The organism is Sphingomonas melonis DAPP-PG 224, from assembly GCF_000379045.1.
GTDB classification, from domain to species: Bacteria; Pseudomonadota; Alphaproteobacteria; order Sphingomonadales; family Sphingomonadaceae; genus Sphingomonas; species Sphingomonas aquatilis.
In genome coordinates, this window is sequence record NZ_KB900605.1 from 1,622,867 (window position 1) to 1,640,979 (window position 18,113).

Sequence of the window (18,113 nt, forward strand, 5' to 3'; positions counted from 1 at the left end):
CGGGGGAGGGGGACCGTTCGCGCAGCGAATGGTGGAGGGGGCGTTTCCGCAAGCGACCGAGGCCGTCGCGTACCTCCCCCTCCGTCAGCTTCGCTGCCACCTCCCCCTGGCGGGGGAGGAGTTTTAGAGAGCGGGCAAGCCCGGCAGCAGGGCGTCGAGCGTGACGGGGAAGTCGCGCACCCGCACGCCGGTCGCGTTGTAGATGGCGTTGATCACCGCCGCGCCCGCGCCCGAGATGCCGAGTTCGCCCACCCCCTTCGCGCCCGCCGGGTTGGCGCTGTCGTCGATCTCCTCGACGAAATGCACCTCGATCTGCGGCACGTCCGCGTTCACCGCGACGTGATATTCGCCGAAGTCCGGGTTGACGAAATGGCCCGAGCGCGGGTCGACGACCGCCTCCTCGCTGAGCGCATAGGCGATGCCCCACACCATGCCGCCGATCAGCTGGTTCGCGGCGGTCTTTGCGTTGAGGACGCGGCCGACGTCGAACACGCCGAGCATACGGCGCACGCGCACCTCGCCGGTGATCGCGTTGACCGCGACCTCGACGAAATGCGCGCCGTGGCTTGCCTGGCTGGTGCGCTGGCTTTCCTTGCCGGGGGCAGTCTTGCCGCGGGCGACGATTGGCTCCCCGCGCAACAGGTCGGGCAGCGCGACGCTGCGGCCGCCGGCGGTGACGCAGCCGTCTTTCAGCGTCAGGTCTTCGGGCGCGGCATTCATGCGGCGGGCGAGGTCGCTGAGGATATCCTCGCAGGCAAGCGCCGCGGCGGCGCAGGCGCTGCCCGCGCCGAACGATCCGCCCGAGCCGGCGCTGGGCGGCAGGTCGCTGTCGCCCAGGCGAACCTCGACAGCGGCGATGGGCAGGCCGAGCATCTCGCCGACGGTCTGCGCCAGGATGGTGTAGGTGCCGGTGCCGATGTCGGTCATGTCGCAGGCGACGACCGCGCGGCCGTTCGCCTCCAGCCGCACTTCGGCTTCGGCCTTGACGGTGAAGTTGCCGCGCAGTGCCGCGGCCATGCCGTGGCCGATCAGCCATTCGCCCTCACGGCGCGCACCGGGCGTGCGGTTGCGCTGGTCCCAGCCGAAGCGGCGGGCGCCCTCGTCATAGCAATCGAGCAGGCGGCGCGTGGAGAAGGGCTTGCCACTGACCGGATCGACATCGGGTTCATTGATCCGGCGCAGCTCGACCGGGTCCAGCCCCAGCCGTTCGGCGAGCTCATCCATCGCGCATTCGACGGCGAAGGTGCCGATCGCTTCGCCAGGCGCACGCACCGCGCCGGTAGCAGGCAGGTCGAGCCGGACGAGGTCAGTGCGAAAGCGACGGTTTTCGCCGCCGTAGAGCGGTAGCGAGCCGAACGGGATGGGTTCGAGGAAGCGCGCATCGTCGTTCTGCGCGGCGACGCCTTCGTGGGCGAAGGCGGTAATGCGGCCATCCTGCGTGGCGGCGATCCGCACGCGCTGCGTCGTCGCCGAGCGGTGGTGGACCAGATAGGCGGTCTGCCCGCGGGGGAGCGCGACCTTGACCGGACGGCCGGTCTTCTGTGCGGCGATGGCGGCGAGGATCACCTCCGGCCCGACGCCGGTTTTGCCGCCGAACCCGCCGCCGACGAAGGGGGCAAGGACGCGGACTTTGTCCGTGTCGAGGCCGAGTGCTTTCGCGATCGTGGTGCGCGCGGCGCCGATCACCTGGTTGCTGGTACGGACGGTGAGCGTGCCGTCCTGCCACCAGACGGTGCTGGCATGCGGCTCGAGCGCGGCGGGGAAATGGACGGGGGTGGTGTAGGCGAGGTCGACCGTCACCGGCGCGTCGGCCAGCGCGGCGTCGAGGTCGCCCTTGTCGATCGCGGGCAGGAAGCCAAGGTCGTGGTCCTGCTCGATCGCTTGCTCCGCCATGGCGAGGCGGGCGGGGGCCTCTTCGACCGATACGATGACGCGGCTGGCGGCGTCGCGCGCGATCGCCTGATCCTCCGCAACGACGATCGCGACGGGCTGGCCGTAATGGAAGATCGCGTCGGTGCCGCTGTGCGCGGCGCCCTGCGAATTGCTGCCACCGGTGACCATGCGGGGGTCGTCGTGGATGACCGCGACGACGCCGGACAGTGCTTCGGCCGCCGCTGCGTCGATCCCCGTCACACGGCCGCGCGGCACCGGGGCGCCGACGATCGCGGCGTAGAGCGTGCCCGCGGGCGCGTCCTCATAGGCATAGGTGGCGGTGCCGCTGACCTTCGCCGGCCCTTCGATCCGCGCGATCGGCGCGCCGAGCACGCCCTGTTGCCCGTGCGCCAGCCCGTGGGGGCGATACGCGCGGTCCATCGTCATCTCGTTCATACAGGCTTCTGATCCTTGCCCGGGACCGGGTGAGGGCGAATGTAAGGTGTTGGGCGGGGAGGGGAAAGGGTGGCCCCTTCATACTTCATCACCCTTCCCGTCATTCCCGCGAAGGCGGGAATCCATAACCTCTGACGATTGCGACAGAGGCGCGACGGTAGCGCGTCTGGATTCCCGCCTTCGCGGGAATGACGGTTGAGGGGCGGGGCGAGGGCATCACACCGCGGGCAGGCCCTCCAGCAATTTGTCGAGCGTCACCGGGAAGTCGCGGACGCGCACGCCGGTGGCGTTGTAGATCGCATTGCCCACCGCGCCCGCCGCGCCGCAGATGCCGAGTTCGCCGATGCCCTTGGCGTGGAGCGGGTTCGCCTGGATGTCGCGTTCGGGCAGGAATTCGACGTCCAGCTGCGGCACGTCGGCATTCACGGGGACGTGATATTCGCCGAGGTCGCGGTTGACGATCTTGCCGTTGCGCGGATCGTGGACTAGCTCTTCCGACAACGCGCAACCGATGCCGAAGGTCATGCCGCCCAGGCATTGCGAGCGCGCGGTCTTGGCGTTGAGGATGCGGCCAGCGGTGAACACGCCGAGCATCCGCTTGACGCGCACCTCGCCCGTCACCGCATGGACCGCGACCTCGCAGAAATGCGCGCCATAGCTCGCCTGGTTGAAGGTCTTTTCCTGGCGGCCGGGGCTGACTTCGCCCGTCGCCTCGATGCCGTCGCCGACCAGTTCGGCCAGCGGCACGCTGCGATTGTCGGCGATGACGCGGCCGTCCTTTAGCGTCATCGCGTCTTCGGCGACACCCATCGCCTTGGCGATCTTGGCGCGCAACGCCTCGCAGGCGAGATAGACTGAGGTGCCGGACGATCCCGCGCCCCACGACCCGCCCGACCCCGCGCCTGGCGGTGCATCGGTATCGCCGAGGTGGACGGTGACGTCCTCGATCGGCAGGCCAAGGATCTCGGCGGTGATCTGACCCAGGATCGTGTAGGTGCCGGTGCCTATGTCGGTCATGTCGGTTTCGACATGCGCCTTGCCCTGGCCGTCGATCGAAACCTTGGCGGCGGACTTCATCAGCATGTTCGACCGCGCGGCGGAGGCGACGCCCATGCCATGCAGCCAGTCGCCGCGCCGGTCGGTGCCGGCGGGCTTGCGGCTCGACCAGCCGAATGCTTCCGCACCCCGCTCCAGACAGGGGATCAGCGAGCGGGACGAATAGGGGATGTTCTTTTCCGGATCCTTCTCAGGCTCGTTGCGGCGGCGCAACTCGATGGGATCGATGCCCATCTTTTCCGCCAGTTCGTCGATCGCGCCCTCCAGCGCTATCAGCCCGACCGCTTCGCCCGGCGCGCGCATCGATCCCGCCAGCATCCAGTCGAGCCGGACGATGTCGTGCGTGATGCGCCGGTTGTCGCCCGCATAGAGGAAGTGCGTCGCCATGCCGGTGGGTTCGAAGAAATCCTCGCCCGGCAGGTTGCTGACCAGCGTCTCGTGGCCGATCGCGGTGAGCTTGCCGTCGGCGGTGGCGCCGAGGCGCATCCGCTGTTCGGTGTTCGATCGGCGCACGGTCGCGTCGAACACCTGTTGGCGCGCCATCACCGCCTTCACCGGGCGGTTCAGACGCTTGGCGGCAATCGCCGCGGCGACGCTTTCGGGAGCGATGCCGAGCTTCGACCCGAAGCCGCCGCCGACATAGGCCGCGACGATGCGCACCTTGTCCGCCGACACGCCCAGCGCCTTGGCAAGCTGCTGCTTGTCGGACGAGGGCATCTGGTAGGCGCCGTACAGCGTCAGCGCGCCGTCTTCCCACACCGCCAGGCTGGCATGCGGCTCCATCGCGGCGGAGTTCTGCGAGGGCGTGGTATAAGTGACGTCGACGGTGAAGGCGGCGTCGGCCATCGCCTGGTCGATATCGCCCTGATCGTGGTGCGGCGGGATCTGCTGCGGCTTGGGCTTTTCCGCCTCGCCCTTGTGCGCCTCGAAGTCGTAGCGGCCTTCCGCGGCGTCATATTGCACGTCGACGTGCAAGGCGGCGTCGCGTGCCGCCTCATAGCTTTCGGCGATGACGATCGCGATGATCTCGCCGTGGTAAGCGACATCCTCGACGCCCTGCGTCGGCGCGGTCGTCTCGCCGCCCTGCTGCGGGTTGCGGATGAAGCTGGCGTAGTCGGTGATGACGTCGATCACGCCGGGCAGCGCCTTGGCACGGCTTGCGTCGAGCGACGTGATCTTGCCCGCACCCACCGTCGCGCGGACGAGATAGCCGTAGGCGACGTTGTCGAGCGCATATTCCGCCGCATAGGTCGCCTTGCCCGACACCTTCTTGGGGCCGTCGATCCGGTCGATCGGCTTGCCGATCACGTCCTGCGACGAGGTGTCGAGCAAGCTATCGGGATGGCTTGCATTCATGGTGAGCGAATTGGTGTCGCCCTTACCGAAACCGAACATGCCTTATTCTCCCGTCAGGTCGCGAAGCGTGGCGACGAGCACCCGGCGCGTCAGCGGGATCTTGAAGTCGTTCGAGCCATAGCCCGTGGCATCCGCCAGCAGCGCGTCGGCGGCGGCGTTGAATACGGCGTCGGACGGCGCCTGGCCGACCAAAGCGGCCTCCACCGCCGGGTTGCGCCACGGCATCGGGCCAAGGCCGCCGAAGGCGAGTGATGCAGACGCGATCTTGCCGTCTTCGACACTCACCACGCCCGCGATCGACACGATCGCAAAGGCATAAGACGCGCGGTCGCGGACCTTGCGGTACACTTGGCGTCCCTTAGGCGGCGCAGGCAGTTCGATGTGGGTGATCAGTTCGCCCGTCTCCAGCACCGTCTCGATGTTCGGCGTGTCGCCGGGCAGGCGGTAGAATTCGTGGATGGAGATACGGCGCTTGTCGCCGTCGGGGCGCTGCGTGATAATCGTGGCATCGAGCGCGCGCATCGCCACCGCCATGTCGCTGGGATGCGTCGCGATGCACTGCTCCGACGTGCCGAGCACCGCGAGGATGCGGTTGAACCCGCCGATCGCCGAACAGCCGGTGCCGGGCTCGCGCTTGTTGCAGGGCATGGCGGTATCGTAGAAATAATAGCAGCGCGTCCGCTGCAGCAGGTTGCCGCCCGTGGACGCCTTGTTGCGCAACTGGCCGCTCGCGCCGGCGAGCAGGGCGCGGCTCAGCACCTCGTACTTGGCGATGACGCGGGGGTCGGCGGCGAGGTCCGAATTGGGCACGAGCGCGCCGATCGTCAGCCCGCCATCCTCGCGCTCCTCGATCTCGCCCAAGGGCAGCCGGCTGATGTCGACCAGCTTTTCGGGCGTTTCGATCTGCAGCTTCATCAGGTCGAGCAGATTGGTGCCGCCCGCGATGAATTTGGCGCCCGAGCTGTGCGCGTCGCGCACCGCGGCATCGGCGCTGTCCGCCTTGGCATAGGTGAAGGTCTTCATGCCTCTGCCTCCGCCTTGGTGTTGCTATGGCGCAGCGCGATATCGACCGTACCGTTCGCCTCCGCCACCTCGCGGATTGCATCGACGATGTTGGGATAGGCGGCGCAGCGGCACAGATTGCCGCTCATCCGTTCGGAGATTTCGCCATCGTCGAAGCGCGGCGCGTCGAGGTCGTCGGTGACGTGGCTGGGCCAGCCCTTCTTTACCTCGTCCATCATGCCGACCGCGGAGCAGATCTGGCCCGGCGTGCAATAGCCGCACTGATAGCCGTCGTGGCGGACGAAGGCGGCCTGGAGCGGGTGGAGGTCGTCGGGCGTGCCCAGCCCCTCGATCGTCACGATCTCGTCGTCCTGGTGCATCACCGCGAGGCTGAGGCAGCTGTTGATGCGGCGGCCGTTGACCAGCATCGTACACGCACCGCACTGGCCGTGGTCGCAGCCCTTCTTGCTGCCCGTCAGCCCCAGATGCTCACGACACAGGTCGAGCAGCGAGGTGCGGATATCGGGCTCCGCCTGATAGGACTGCCCGTTGATCGTGAAGTGCATGGAAACCCTCGCAGTTCGGGGGTGTCGCACCCCTGTCAGATTAGGGCCGTAACGCTCTGGGTCATGATGGTTTCCGCTTTGCGAATCGCTCTCACCGGGATGCTGCTGGCATCCGTTCCCGCAACCGGGCAGGATCGCCCCATGACGCATGCTCCCCTGTCATCGCCGCCCCTGTCGCCCCCTATCGTGATCGCGCACCGCGGCGCGAGTGGATCGCGCCCCGAACATACGCTGGCCTCGTACGAGCTCGCGATCGAACAGGGCGCCGATTTCATCGAGCCCGACCTAGTGCCGACCAAGGACAATGTGCTGGTCGCGCGCCACGAAAATGCGATTGGTGGCACCACCGACGTCGCGCAACATCCCGAATTCGCCAGCCGCAAGACGACCAAGACGATCGACGGCCAGACGCTGACCGACTGGTTTACCGAGGATTTCACGCTCGCCGAATTGAAGACGCTCCGCGCGAAGGAGCGCCTGCCGCAGCTGCGCCCCGGTAATGCGACCTACGACGGCAAGTATCAGGTGCCGACGCTGGCCGAGATCATCGACCTCGCCAAGCGGCGGTCCAAGGAACTGGGGCGGACGATCGGCATCTATCCCGAAACCAAGCATCCGACCTATTTCGCCAGCATCGGCCATCCGACCGACGTCCTTCTGGTCGAACAGTTGCGCAAGGCGGGGTGGCATGACGCCAGCGCACCGGTGTTCATCCAGTCGTTCGAGGTGAAGAACCTGCAACGCATCCACGCGATGACCGGCATCCGCCTGATCCAGCTCGTCGCGGGCGAGGGGGCGCCTGCGGACGGCGCCGCGCCCTCCTATGCCGCGATGCTGACGCCGGGGGGGCTGAAGCAAATCGGGACCTATGCCTTTGGCATCGGGCCCGACAAGGCGCAGCTGTGGACGGACAAGACGGCGACCACGCCCTCCACGCTCGTCGCCGATGCGCATGCCGCCGGCGTCCGCGTCCACCCCTGGACGTACCGCGCCGAAAACGCCTTCCTGCCGCCGCGCTTCCAGCGGGGGACGGACAAGGCCGCGCATGGCGATATCGCGGGCGAAATCACGGCGGGGCTGGCGCAGGGGATCGACGGATTCTTCACGGATTATCCGCTAATTGGCGTAGAGACCCTTCGGTCGGCCAAGGATCATCCGTAAATGCGTATCGCTCCTGTTTCATGCGTTCTTCTGATACCGCTCGCGCTCGCCACCACCGGCTGCGTCAGCACCGCCGCTACGATCGTGAAGGCGCCGTTCAAGGTCGCCGGCAAGGCGATCGACTGGACGACGACCAGCCAGGACGAGGCCGACCGCAATTACGGCCGCAAGATGCGCAAGCAGGAAGCGAAAGAGGGGCGCGAACGCCGCAAGGCCGCAGAGCAATGCCGCAAGCATCCCGACGATCAGGATGCGTGCCGCTATTCCGGGTATCGCGCGGGGTATTGAGGGGGGCGTGGCGTCGCGTTTCCTTACGCCCCTTCCGTCATCCCGGCGAACGCCGGGATCCATGGACACGGGCGACTGATGGTAGCACGCGACAACGGCGTTTACCGCAACCATGGATCCCGGCGTCCGCCGGGATGACGAGAGGGGGGAGGCGGCGCCTGCGACCCCTACGTCCGTCATTCCCGCGAAGGCGGGAATCCAGAACCTCTAACGGTTGCGATGGAGCCGCACGGTCAGCCAGTCTGGATTCCCGCCTACGCGGGAATGACACCTATATGGCTTTAGCTAAAGTATTCATCCGGCACGCCCCCGCCAATTCGTCATCCCGGCGGACGCCGGGATCCATGGACACGGGCGACTGATAGAGCCGCGCGACGATGGCGTTCACCGCAACGATGGATCCCGGCGTTCGGCGGGATGACGAGAGGGGGAGAGGCGGCGCCTGAGACCCCCACGTCCGTCATTTCCGCGAAGGCGGAATTCAGAACCTCTAACGGTTGCGATGGAGCCGCACGGTCAGCCCGTATGGATTCCCGCCTTCGCGGGAATGACGGGTGGTGGTGGGCAAGGCGTTCCCGAACGTCTCCTCACCGATCCTGCGCCACTGCGCCCTTCGCCAGCGCCGCGGCCACGGCGATCATCACCTCCGGATGGATATGCACGCCCAGGTGGCCGCTGTTCACCTGCACCGCCTCGGCGCTCGGATCGTGGCAGATGAAGCCGTTGACGAATCCGTCGTGCGGGCTCCAGATCGCGGTGCAGGGCACCGGCAGCGGGGCGGCGATCGCTTCGCTGCGGGCGATGACGGCGGGGTCGTCGACGCGCTCGCCTGTCGCCCATTCGAACGCGCGCCAGACGTTGGTGGCGCGGCCCCAGCCGGCATAGGGCGAGCTGACCGTCACCACGCGCCGCACCAGATCGGGCCGGCGATGCGCGACCAGCCGTGCCATGATGCCGCCGAGGCTGACGCCGACCAGCGTCACCGGCCCGTCCTCCGCCTCCAATGCCTCGACCCGGGCGATCAGCCGTTCGGCCTCCGCGCCGACGCTCTTCACGCCCAGGTTCCGGCCCAGCCCCCAGCCTTCGGCGCGATAGCCGAGGCCTTCGAGGAAGCGCCGCAGCACCAGGCTGGAGCCGTCGGCGTCGAACAGGCCGGGCAGGATCATTACCGTGCCGCCCGCGCCCTGCGGCACGGCGGCGAGCGCGGCGGCGTGCCGCCAGCGGGTCGCGAGCATCCAGGCGACGCGCGGCACCTCGCTCGCCGCGAGCGCCTTGGGCGGGGGCGGGGGCGCGTCGAAGCGGTCGCCGAAGCGGGCGTGCGACGGCGGTTCGCTGCGCCAGCGGGCGAGGCCCGTCTGCAACCGGCTCAGAACCATGACAGCACCGTGATCGGGAAGGGCGTCCAGCGCCCGACCCGCACGCCCGCGTTCGCCAGCGTCGCGCCGACCCAGGCGTTGCACGTGCGCCGCGCGCTGTAATGGCCGGTGCCGGCATAGAAGACGTCGTTCGCGCCATAGCCGCGGAAGCTGCGGCGGACCGGCGCGGCGCTGGCGCGGATGCCGGCCGCCAGCCGGCGATATTCCTCGGGCCGCAGCGTCACGACGCGGATGCCGTCGCCAGGCGCGGGCGCAGGCACGTGCTCGACATGGAGCAGCGTCGCGTCGCTTCCGATCGCGGCGTGCAGGATGGTCGCCAGCCGTACGTCCGCCCAAGTCGGCGTATCGAGAAAGAAGGTCCGTTCGCCCCAGCCGATCGCGATATGGTCATAACGGGCATAACGCGGATCGGCGAGGTCGGCTCCCGGGGCCCAGTCGCGCCAGTCGATTCCGGCCGCGACCTTGGGCAGCACCAGCGACACATGCACGCCGTTCGATTCGAGATAGACGGGTATGCCGCGCGTCGGCGGCCGCCAGCCGGCGTTGGCGGGGATCGCCCCACCGATCATCCCGGCGCCGGCATAGCCTGCGACGACGACGGCCAGCACGGCAAGCGCCACGAGCAGCCCCCGTCCCATCCGTCGTATCGCCGCATATAGTATCATCCGAAACCTTATGTTACGCCGTCGTCATGGCCACAGACACGCACGCGCTCGCTTCGCCCCCCACCGATGCCGCCGCAGACTGGACGATCCCCCAGAACTGGCAGCATTACACGGCGGAGGAGCATGCGACCTGGGATACGCTGTTCGCGCGCCAATCCCAACTGCTTCCCGGCCGCGCATCGGACGCCTATCTGCGCGGGCTGGACGTGCTGAAGCTGTCGAAACCGGGCATCCCGGATTTTGAGGAACTGTCCGAACGGCTTATGAAGCTGACCGGGTGGCAGGTGGTGGCGGTGCCGGGGCTGGTGCCGGACGATGTTTTTTTCGATCACATGGCGAATCGCCGCTTCGTCGCGGGCAATTTCATCCGCCGGCCGGACCAGCTCGACTATCTGCAGGAGCCCGACGTCTTCCACGACGTGTTCGGCCATGTGCCGATGCTCGCCGATCCGGTGTTCGCCGACTACCTGGAGGCGTACGGCCGCGGCGGCCAGCGCGCGATGCAGCATGATGCGCTGAAATACCTGGGGCGGCTATACTGGTATACGGTGGAATTCGGGCTGATCCAGGAGCCGGAAGGCCTGCGTATCTACGGCTCGGGCATCGTGTCGAGCTATGCCGAAAGCCGCTTCGCGCTCGACGATCCCAGCCCCAATCGCATCGGCTTCGATATCGCGCGGGTGATGCGGACGGAGTATCGGATCGACGATTTCCAGCAGAATTACTTCGTCATTCCAAGCTTCGACGAACTGCTGCGGGTGACGGTCGAGACGGACTTCGCGCCTTTGTACGAAGCGCTGAAGGCGCAGGACGACATTCCGGTCGCGGCGATCGTCGAGGGGGACGAGGTGCTGACGCACGGCACGCAGGAGTATGCGCGGGGGAAGGCGGGCTGAGCGTTCCGCCGATGTCACGCGNGGGGGGGGGGGGCAGTCGTTCCCGATACGATTCGTCACCCCGGACGTGTTCCGGGGTCCACCGGGCCGCACGGGGTCGCTTGAGCCTCTTGCCCCCCCCCCCTCGCCGCGGAGTGGACCCCGGAACAAGTCCGGGGTGACGGGGGGAAGGGGGATTACAGATCCAACGCCCAGCCGTCGCGGCCCTTGGGGTCGAAGGGCGCCGTCGGCACGTAGCGCTCCGCGCCGGCGGTGAGGCGCAGGACGGTCCAGTCGCCGCGGCGGTCGATCGCGTCGAGCGTGCAGCCGCAGGCGACATAGGCCGCGACGACGGTGTCGCGCTGCGTTTCCAGCAGGCCCGCCAGCACGATGGTCGCGTGCGGCGCGGCGATCGCGGCGAGCTCGGGCGCCATCGATACCAGGGGGCCGGCGAGGATGTTGGCGATCACCAGATCGTAGGGCGCGGCGGCGTCGATATCGGGGTGGCGCGCACCGTCGGCGACGAACAGCGTCACCGCGTCTGCCGCAATGCCGTTCAGCGTAGCATTGTCGCGCGTCACGTCGACCGCGACGGGATCGATGTCGGTCGCGACGACCAGCGCGTCGGGCCATAGCTCGACCGCGGCGAAGGCGAGCAGACCGGTGCCGGTGCCGACGTCGATCGCGCGGGTGAAGGTCTTGCCCGCCACCGCCAGGTCATCGAGCATGGCGAGGCAACCGCTGGTCGTGCCGTGATGACCGGTGCCGAAGGCCTGCCCCGCATCGATCAGGAAGGCGCGCCCACCCGCGGGCGCCGCGACGGGATGCGCGCTGGTGTGGACGACGAAGCGGCCTTCGCGGATCGGCTCCAATCCCGCCTGGCTCATCGCGATCCAATCCTCGTCGCCCAGCTGCGTGACCACCGGATCGTGGCCGCTCGCGCTCGGCACCAGGGCGTGGATCGTCGCGAGCATCGCCGCGTCGGGCTCATGCTCGACATAGGCGTCGAGCCGCCAGCGTTCGACGTCGTCCTCGACCTCTTCGGTGGTCATCAGCACGGCATCGATCGCGAGATCGGACGCGCTGTCGATCGCCTCCGCCTCGGCGCGGGTGCAGGGCAGGGTGATCCGCCAGCTCGTGCCGTTGGACTCAGCGGACATAGGAGGCTCCATTGATGTCGAGCACCGCGCCGGTCATCGAAGCGGGTGCCTCCAGCGCGCAGAAGCGGGCGAGCGTCGCCACCTCGTCCGGATCGGCGACGCGGCCCAGCGGAATGTCGGCGAGCAGTTTGTCGCCACCGCGGCTGGCCAGATAGTCGTCGGCCATGCCGGTCATGGTGAAGCCGGGGCAGATGGCGAAGGCGAGGATGCCGTCCTTCGCATAGGCGCGCGCGATCGTCTTGGTCATCGCGACCATGCCTGCCTTGGCCGCGGCATAATGCCAGTGCGCGGGGCTGTCGCCGCGATAGGCGGCGCGGCTGGCGATGTTGACGATGCGGCCGCCGACCTTCCGGTCCTGCCAGTGCAGCACGGCAAGGCGGCACAGTTCGGCGGCGGCGGTCAGGTTGATGCGCTGCGTCCGTTCCCAGTCGGCGACCCAGTCGTCGGACGCGCGGTCCAGCGGATTGGCCTCGAACACGCCGGCATTGTTGATCAGGACGTCGATCGTGCCGCCCGCGCGGGCGAGCGCGGCATCCCACAGCGCGCGGGGGGCGGCGGGGTCGGCGAAATCGGCGGCGATGTCGGCCCCGTTGCCCGTGGCGGTCGCCTGGCCGATGACGGCATGGCCGCCGTCGCGGAGCGTCGCGAGGATGCTGGCGCCGATGCCGCGGCTCGATCCGGTAACGATGATGGTCATGGCCGCGGCCCTAACCGGCGGTGGCCGGGCGGGCAACCGTCGGTGATAGGCGCGGAAAGCCGCGTCAGCCCACGCTGGCGGAGAAGCTTTCGGCGGAGCGTTGCAGTTGCGCCAGCCGGTCGCCGACCTCGCTGAAGCCGGCGCCCAGGCACACGATCTCGCCGACGACGGCATGCGTGTCGTCGCGGATCGTATCGACCGTCGCCGCCATCGTGTCGGCGGCGAGCGCGCCTTCGTCGATCGCAGCGGTGATGGTGTCGACGGTGCGCGCCTGTTCCTCCATCGCGCTGCGGATGCGCAGCGCCGAGTTGCGCGCCGCGTCCACCGTCTGGCGGATGCTGATGTTGGTTTCGACGGTGGACCGCGTCGCTGCCTGGATCGCGGCGATCTTGGCAGCGATATCGTCGGTCGCGCGCGCGGTCTGGTTGGCGAGGCTCTTCACCTCCTGCGCGACGACGGCGAAGCCGCGGCCGGCATCGCCCGCCCGCGCCGCCTCGATCGTCGCGTTGAGTGCAAGAAGGTTGGTCTGCCCGGCAATATCGCGGATCAGGCCCAGGATCGATTCGATCGATTTGGCGTGATCGGACAGCGTTTCGCTGGCACGCACCGCATCGACGGCATGTTCGCTGGCGCGCGTCGCGATGCCGGCGGCAGCCTCCACCTCGGTACGGGCGCTGTCGATCGCATGCGTCAGGCCGGCGGCGGTCTGCGCGGCGCTGCGCATCGCCAGCGCGGTTTCCTCGGCGTTGCTGGCGACGATCCGCGCCTTTTCCATGACGGTGCGGGTCGATGTGGAGGCCGCGTCGGCCTGCACGCGGATGCGCGCGCCCAGCGCCACCGCCGCTTCGATCGAGACGGCGATGCTTTCGCGGAAGGCGGCGGAGCGTTCCTGCCGTTCGCTGCGCGCCTCGTTCTCATGAACCTCGGCAAGATAGCCCGACATCAGATCGGCCTCGACCAGCGAGATGCGCTGCACCGCATCGCACATCCGCAGCAGGCGCGGCGTGTCGCCCGTGCAATAGCCTTCGAGGATCCGGACCGTGTGGCTGTGCGAATGGGCGAGCGCGGCCTGCAAGCTGGGCAGGGGGACGTTCGATCGCATGCACTGGTCGGCATGGCGGTGGGCGATCTTCACCCAGCCGTCGTCGAACGGGTCGCCGTATTTCAGCCGGGCATATTCGATGCTCTCGCGCATCCGGCGCTCCAGCCGATCGCCATGGAACAGGTGGCGGACCGATTGCGTCGCGGGCAGCGACAGATACTGGTCCCAGAAGCAGCGCGCGATGTCGCGATAATCCGCCTCCGACAGCAAGGCGCAGATATCGCGCGAGGTGTCGGCGAGCGTGCCGTCCCAGTCATATTCGCCCAGATGGTCGACGATGCGGCGTTGCATGATGCTGTCAGCCCCGCTGCGAACGGAGCGACGGAATGGCACGGGCCATCAGGCGGCGACCTTGGCGACGAAATCGCCCGCGCTGCTCTTCAGCGTCTGCAAGCGCCCGTCGAGCCTGTCGAAGCCGCGGCCCACGCCGTCGATCTCGGCGGCGACGGTTTCGGTGTCCATGCGGATCGTGGCGATCGTGCTCGCCATCGAATCGGCGGCGAGCGCGGTTTCGTCGACCGCGGCGGTGATCGCGGTGACCGTCTGCGCCTGCGCCTCCATGGCGAAGCGGATGCGATCGGCCGATTCCTGCACCTCGGTCACCGTCGTGCGGATGCTGGCGTTGGTTTCGACGGTGGATTTCGTCGCCGACTGGATCGAGGCGATCTTGGCAGCGATGTCGTCGGTCGCGCGCGCGGTCTGGTTGGCGAGGCTCTTCACCTCTTGCGCGACGACGGCGAAGCCGCGGCCGGCGTCACCGGCGCGCGCCGCCTCGATCGTCGCATTCAGCGCCAGCAGGTTGGTCTGGCCGGCGATGTCGCGGATCAGGCCCAGGATCGATTCGATCGATTTGGCGTGGTCGGACAGCGTTTCCGACATGCCGACCGCATCGGTCGCCTGGCGCGAGGCGCGGCTGGCGATCTCGGCGGCGGCCTCCACCTCGGTGCGTGCGTCCTCGATCGCGCGGATCAGGCCCGCGGCGGTCTGCGCAGCCTCGCGCATCGCGACGGCGGATTGTTCGGCGGCGGCGGCGACCTCGCTGGTCTTGCCCAGCATGCCGCGTGCCGAGCCGGAGCTGCGCTCCGCCTGTGCGCGCAAGGTGCGGCCTTCGACGGTCGCGGTCTCGACCGCGTCGGCGATGCCTTCGCGGAAATCGCCCGCCAGCCGCTCGCGCGCCGCATGGGCGCTATAGCCGGCAAAGCCGGCGAACAGGGCGACGGTCAGCTCGGTCTCCATGCCGAACAGCCGCATCAGTGCGTCCACCAGTCCGGTGCGGTGCATCGTATCTTCGGGCAGGCGCTTCTTCAGCGCCTTCAGGACGGCGCGGTCGCTGGCGCACGACATGGCGAGCAATTCCATCGTCTCGACACCCGCTGCATAGGCGGCGGCGACCGAGCGTTCGAGCGATTCGACCCAGGCGATCCCTTCCAGATGGCAGAAGCGGTTGCGCAGATAGGCCACGCCCGCTGCGCGGCGACGCTCGCCTTCCATCGGCGTCCAGGTCGGCGCGCCCGGATTGGCGGCGCGCCAATGATCCCAATAGGCATCGACGATCTCGCCCGCATCGGGTTCGATGATCGTCCACAATTCCCGTGCCTGCGCGACCAATGTGTCGTCGCCGCCGTCGAACGCCTTGATTCGACTCGGCAGGTCGATCCTGGCGGCGATGCTGGCCGGGGGCGGCAGGGCAATGTCGGGCAAAGCTGAAGTCTCCGGCGAACGAGCGACGTGCCCGGTAAACGGGCCTCTCGACCGTCGTGCCTACCGCCCAAGTGGTTAATGCTCCGTTAGGAGCGGATGCTATGGGTTGCATCGGCGAACGCGTGGCCTAATAGGCACTGCAATCGATCTTGCCCGAGGACCGTTCATGGCATCCCGTACCCCGGCGCGCCCGCGCAGCCCGCATCTTTTCTCGGGCTTTATGAAGCTCCACTACAGCTGGGGGCCGCATATGCTGGTCTCCATCCTCCATCGCGCCACGGGTTCGGGGATGGCGACGGTCGGCACGGTGCTGCTGGTGTGGTGGCTCGCCGCGATCGCGGGCGGGGCGGAAAGCTACGCGACCTTCCGCGACGTCTTCACGCATGACAGCGGCGCGCTCAATCCGCTCGGCTGGGTGATCGGGGTCGGCATGACCTGGGCGTTCTTCACGCACGCGCTGAACGGCATCCGCCACCTGGTGATGGACGCGGGCGCCGCGTTCGAACTGAAGCGCAACAAGATGTTCAGCATGGTCGTCATCGTCGGCGGCGTGGTGCTGACCGCGGCCTTCTGGCTCTACCTGGGGATGAAGTAATGGGTTCGGGCACCAGCATCGGCCGCGTCCGCGGCCTCGGCAGCGCCAAGGAAGGCGCGCATCACTGGTGGCGCCAGCGCGTCACCGCGGGTTCGAACCTGTTCCTGACGCTCTGGTTCGTCTTCTCGCTGCTGCGCCTGCCGGGCTATGACTATGCCAGCGTCCACGACTGGCTGCGCAACAGCTGGGTCGCGGTGCCGATGATCCTGCTGATCGTGTCGGTCTTCTACCACTTCCGGCTCGGGCTGCAGGTGGTGATCGAGGATTACCAGCACGGCGAAAAGCGCGTCGCCTATATGATCGCGCTCAACTTCTTCACGGTCGCGACCGCCGCGATCGCCATCTTCGCGATCCTCAAGGTCGCCTTCGGAGCTGCGGCATGAACGCGCCTGCCTATAAGATCATCGACCACACCTATGACGCCGTCGTCGTCGGCGCGGGCGGTTCGGGCCTGCGCGCCGTCATGGAATGTGCGCAGAACGGCCTGAAGACCGCCTGCATTACTAAGGTGTTCCCGACCCGGTCGCACACCGTCGCGGCGCAGGGCGGCATCGCCGCGAGCCTCGGCAACATGGGCCCGGATCACTGGACCTGGCATATGTACGACACCGTCAAGGGGTCGGACTGGCTCGGCGACCAGGACGCGATCGAGTACATGGTCCGCGAGGCGCCGGCGGCAGTGTACGAGCTGGAACATGCCGGCATGCCCTTCAGCCGCACCGACGAGGGCCGCATCTACCAACGCCCGTTCGGCGGCATGATGCAGAACATGGGCGAAGGCCCGCCCGCACAGCGCACTTGCGCCGCGGCGGACCGTACGGGGCATGCGATGCTCCACACGCTCTACCAGCAGTCGCTGCGCTATGACGCCGACTTCTACGTCGAATATTTCGCGCTCGACCTGATCATGGAAAACGGCGTCTGCCGCGGCGTGATCGCTTTGTGCATGGAAGACGGCAGCATCCACCGCTTCCGCAGCCACAACACCGTGCTGGCGACGGGCGGCTACGGCCGCTGCTATTTCTCGGCCACCTCGGCGCACACCTGCACCGGCGACGGCGGCGGCATGGTGCTGCGCGCGGGCCTGCCGTTGCAGGACATGGAGTTCGTCCAGTTCCACCCGACCGGCATCTACGGCGCCGGCGTGCTCATCACCGAGGGCGCGCGCGGTGAGGGCGGCTATCTGACCAATTCCGAAGGCGAGCGCTTCATGGAGCGCTATGCCCCGTCGGCGAAGGACCTGGCGTCACGCGACGTCGTGTCGCGCTCGATGGCGATGGAGATGCGCGAAGGCCGCGGCGTCGGCAAGAACGGCGACCACATCTTCCTGCACCTCGACCACATCGATCCCAAGGTGCTGCATGAGCGCCTGCCGGGCATCACCGAGACGGGCAAGATCTTCGCCGGCGTCGACCTGACGCGCCAGCCGCTGCCCGTCACGCCGACCGTCCATTACAACATGGGCGGCATTCCGACGAACTTCCACGGCGAGGTCGTCAACCTGGTCGACGGCAATCCGGACACGGTCGTCCCCGGCCTGTTCGCGGTCGGCGAAGCGGCGTGCGTGTCGGTCCATGGCGCGAACCGCCTTGGCTCGAACTCGCTGATCGACCTCGTGGTGTTCGGCCGCGCGACCGGCAAGCGCATCGCCGACATCTGCAAGCCCAACACGACGCACAATCCGCTGCCCAAGGGTTCGGAAGAGCTGTCGCTGACGCGCCTCGACAAGTTCCGCAACGCCGCCGGCAGCACGCCGACCGCGGAAATCCGGGGCAAGATGCAGCGCACGATGCAGAAGCATTGCGCGGTGTTCCGCGACAACGCGCTGCTCAGCGAAGGCCAGGCGCTGATGAAGGACATCTACGCCTCGATGCAGGACGTGCAGGTCAACGACCGCAGCCTGATCTGGAACACCGACCTGATTGAGACGCTGGAACTCGACAATCTGGTGGCGCAGGCGCTGGTGACGATCGATTCGGCGGCCAACCGCAAGGAATCGCGCGGCGCCCATGTGAACGAGGATCACCCGGATCGCGACGATGCGAACTGGATGAAGCACACGATCGCCACCTTCACCGGCTGGGGCGGCGTCGGCGGCGCGACCGCGATCGATTATCGCCCGGTCCACGATTATACGCTCACCGACGACGTCGAATACATCAAGCCGAAGAAGCGGGTGTATTGA

General features: G+C 68.0%; 16 protein-coding genes. 6 read left to right on the forward strand and 10 right to left on the reverse strand.

The window, feature by feature from the left end; all coding sequences use genetic code 11:
- Positions 1–123 precede the first annotated feature (123 nt).
- The 4 genes from SPHME3_RS0107890 to SPHME3_RS20010 form a co-directional block, all read right to left on the reverse strand.
- Positions 124–2,328, reverse strand: coding sequence for a xanthine dehydrogenase family protein molybdopterin-binding subunit (locus tag SPHME3_RS0107890; protein WP_017979708.1), 2,205 nt, complete (start codon positions 2,326–2,328; stop codon positions 124–126).
- 216 nt (positions 2,329–2,544) lie between these two features.
- Positions 2,545–4,779, reverse strand: a complete 2,235-nt coding sequence (locus SPHME3_RS0107895; protein WP_017979707.1) for a xanthine dehydrogenase family protein molybdopterin-binding subunit — start codon at positions 4,777–4,779, stop codon at positions 2,545–2,547.
- Positions 4,780–4,782: 3 nt separating this feature from the next.
- Positions 4,783–5,763 (reverse strand): FAD binding domain-containing protein, encoded by a 981-nt coding sequence (locus tag SPHME3_RS0107900; protein ID WP_017979706.1) that lies wholly within the window; start codon positions 5,761–5,763, stop codon positions 4,783–4,785.
- Positions 5,760–6,308: a 2Fe-2S iron-sulfur cluster-binding protein gene (locus SPHME3_RS20010; RefSeq protein ID WP_017979705.1), complete on the reverse strand. Its 549-nt coding sequence runs from the start codon at positions 6,306–6,308 to the stop codon at positions 5,760–5,762. The genes SPHME3_RS0107900 and SPHME3_RS20010 overlap by 4 nt, the downstream gene beginning before the upstream one ends.
- A gap of 141 nt (positions 6,309–6,449) precedes the next feature.
- On the opposite strand from SPHME3_RS20010, the gene SPHME3_RS0107910 reads away from it, so the two are divergent.
- A complete protein-coding gene (locus tag SPHME3_RS0107910; RefSeq protein WP_020486569.1) occupies positions 6,450–7,469 on the forward strand; it encodes a glycerophosphodiester phosphodiesterase in 1,020 nt (339 codons plus the stop codon).
- Positions 7,470–7,757: a hypothetical protein gene (locus tag SPHME3_RS0107915; protein WP_017979703.1), complete on the forward strand. Its 288-nt coding sequence runs from the start codon at positions 7,470–7,472 to the stop codon at positions 7,755–7,757.
- Between the two features lie 587 nt (positions 7,758–8,344).
- On the opposite strand, the gene SPHME3_RS0107920 is transcribed toward SPHME3_RS0107915, so the two are convergent.
- Together SPHME3_RS0107920 and SPHME3_RS0107925 are read right to left on the reverse strand one after the other, a co-directional pair.
- A complete protein-coding gene (locus SPHME3_RS0107920) occupies positions 8,345–9,133 on the reverse strand; it encodes an alpha/beta fold hydrolase (RefSeq protein ID WP_017979701.1) in 789 nt (262 codons plus the stop codon).
- On the reverse strand, positions 9,124–9,798 hold the full coding sequence (locus tag SPHME3_RS0107925) for a DUF2459 domain-containing protein (RefSeq protein ID WP_231292045.1): 675 nt from the start codon (positions 9,796–9,798) through the stop codon (positions 9,124–9,126). The genes SPHME3_RS0107920 and SPHME3_RS0107925 overlap by 10 nt, the downstream gene beginning before the upstream one ends.
- 26 nt (positions 9,799–9,824) lie before the next feature.
- Between SPHME3_RS0107925 and phhA the strand changes: the two genes are divergently transcribed.
- Positions 9,825–10,694 carry a phenylalanine 4-monooxygenase gene (gene phhA, locus SPHME3_RS0107930; RefSeq protein WP_017979699.1) on the forward strand — a complete coding sequence of 290 codons (870 nt, stop codon included), beginning with the start codon at positions 9,825–9,827 and terminating at the stop codon, positions 10,692–10,694.
- 176 nt (positions 10,695–10,870) lie between these two features.
- Here the strand turns inward: phhA and SPHME3_RS0107935 are convergent, their stop codons facing one another.
- From SPHME3_RS0107935 to SPHME3_RS0107950, 4 genes are all read right to left on the reverse strand, one after another.
- Positions 10,871–11,833 (reverse strand): 50S ribosomal protein L11 methyltransferase, encoded by a 963-nt coding sequence (locus SPHME3_RS0107935; protein ID WP_024310389.1) that lies wholly within the window; start codon positions 11,831–11,833, stop codon positions 10,871–10,873.
- On the reverse strand, positions 11,823–12,530 hold the full coding sequence (locus SPHME3_RS0107940) for an SDR family NAD(P)-dependent oxidoreductase (RefSeq protein ID WP_017979698.1): 708 nt from the start codon (positions 12,528–12,530) through the stop codon (positions 11,823–11,825). Before SPHME3_RS0107940 ends, SPHME3_RS0107935 begins: the two co-directional genes overlap by 11 nt.
- 64 nt (positions 12,531–12,594) lie before the next feature.
- Positions 12,595–13,923, reverse strand: a complete 1,329-nt coding sequence (locus tag SPHME3_RS0107945) for a methyl-accepting chemotaxis protein (RefSeq protein WP_017979697.1) — start codon at positions 13,921–13,923, stop codon at positions 12,595–12,597.
- A gap of 48 nt (positions 13,924–13,971) precedes the next feature.
- The gene (locus SPHME3_RS0107950; RefSeq protein ID WP_017979696.1) at positions 13,972–15,333 is read right to left on the reverse strand and encodes a methyl-accepting chemotaxis protein; all 1,362 of its coding nucleotides are present in this window, start codon (positions 15,331–15,333) and stop codon (positions 13,972–13,974) included.
- Between the two features lie 166 nt (positions 15,334–15,499).
- On the opposite strand from SPHME3_RS0107950, the gene sdhC reads away from it, so the two are divergent.
- Genes sdhC through sdhA form a run of 3 tightly spaced genes read left to right on the forward strand, consistent with a single transcriptional unit; the run spans position 15,500 to position 18,113 of the window.
- Positions 15,500–15,928, forward strand: a complete 429-nt coding sequence (sdhC, locus tag SPHME3_RS0107955) for a succinate dehydrogenase, cytochrome b556 subunit (RefSeq protein ID WP_024310390.1) — start codon at positions 15,500–15,502, stop codon at positions 15,926–15,928.
- Complete coding sequence (gene sdhD / locus SPHME3_RS0107960; RefSeq protein ID WP_017979694.1) at positions 15,928–16,311, forward strand: succinate dehydrogenase, hydrophobic membrane anchor protein; 384 nt, start codon at positions 15,928–15,930, stop codon at positions 16,309–16,311. The genes sdhC and sdhD overlap by 1 nt, the downstream gene beginning before the upstream one ends.
- A complete protein-coding gene (gene sdhA / locus SPHME3_RS0107965; protein WP_017979693.1) occupies positions 16,308–18,113 on the forward strand; it encodes a succinate dehydrogenase flavoprotein subunit in 1,806 nt (601 codons plus the stop codon). Before sdhD ends, sdhA begins: the two co-directional genes overlap by 4 nt.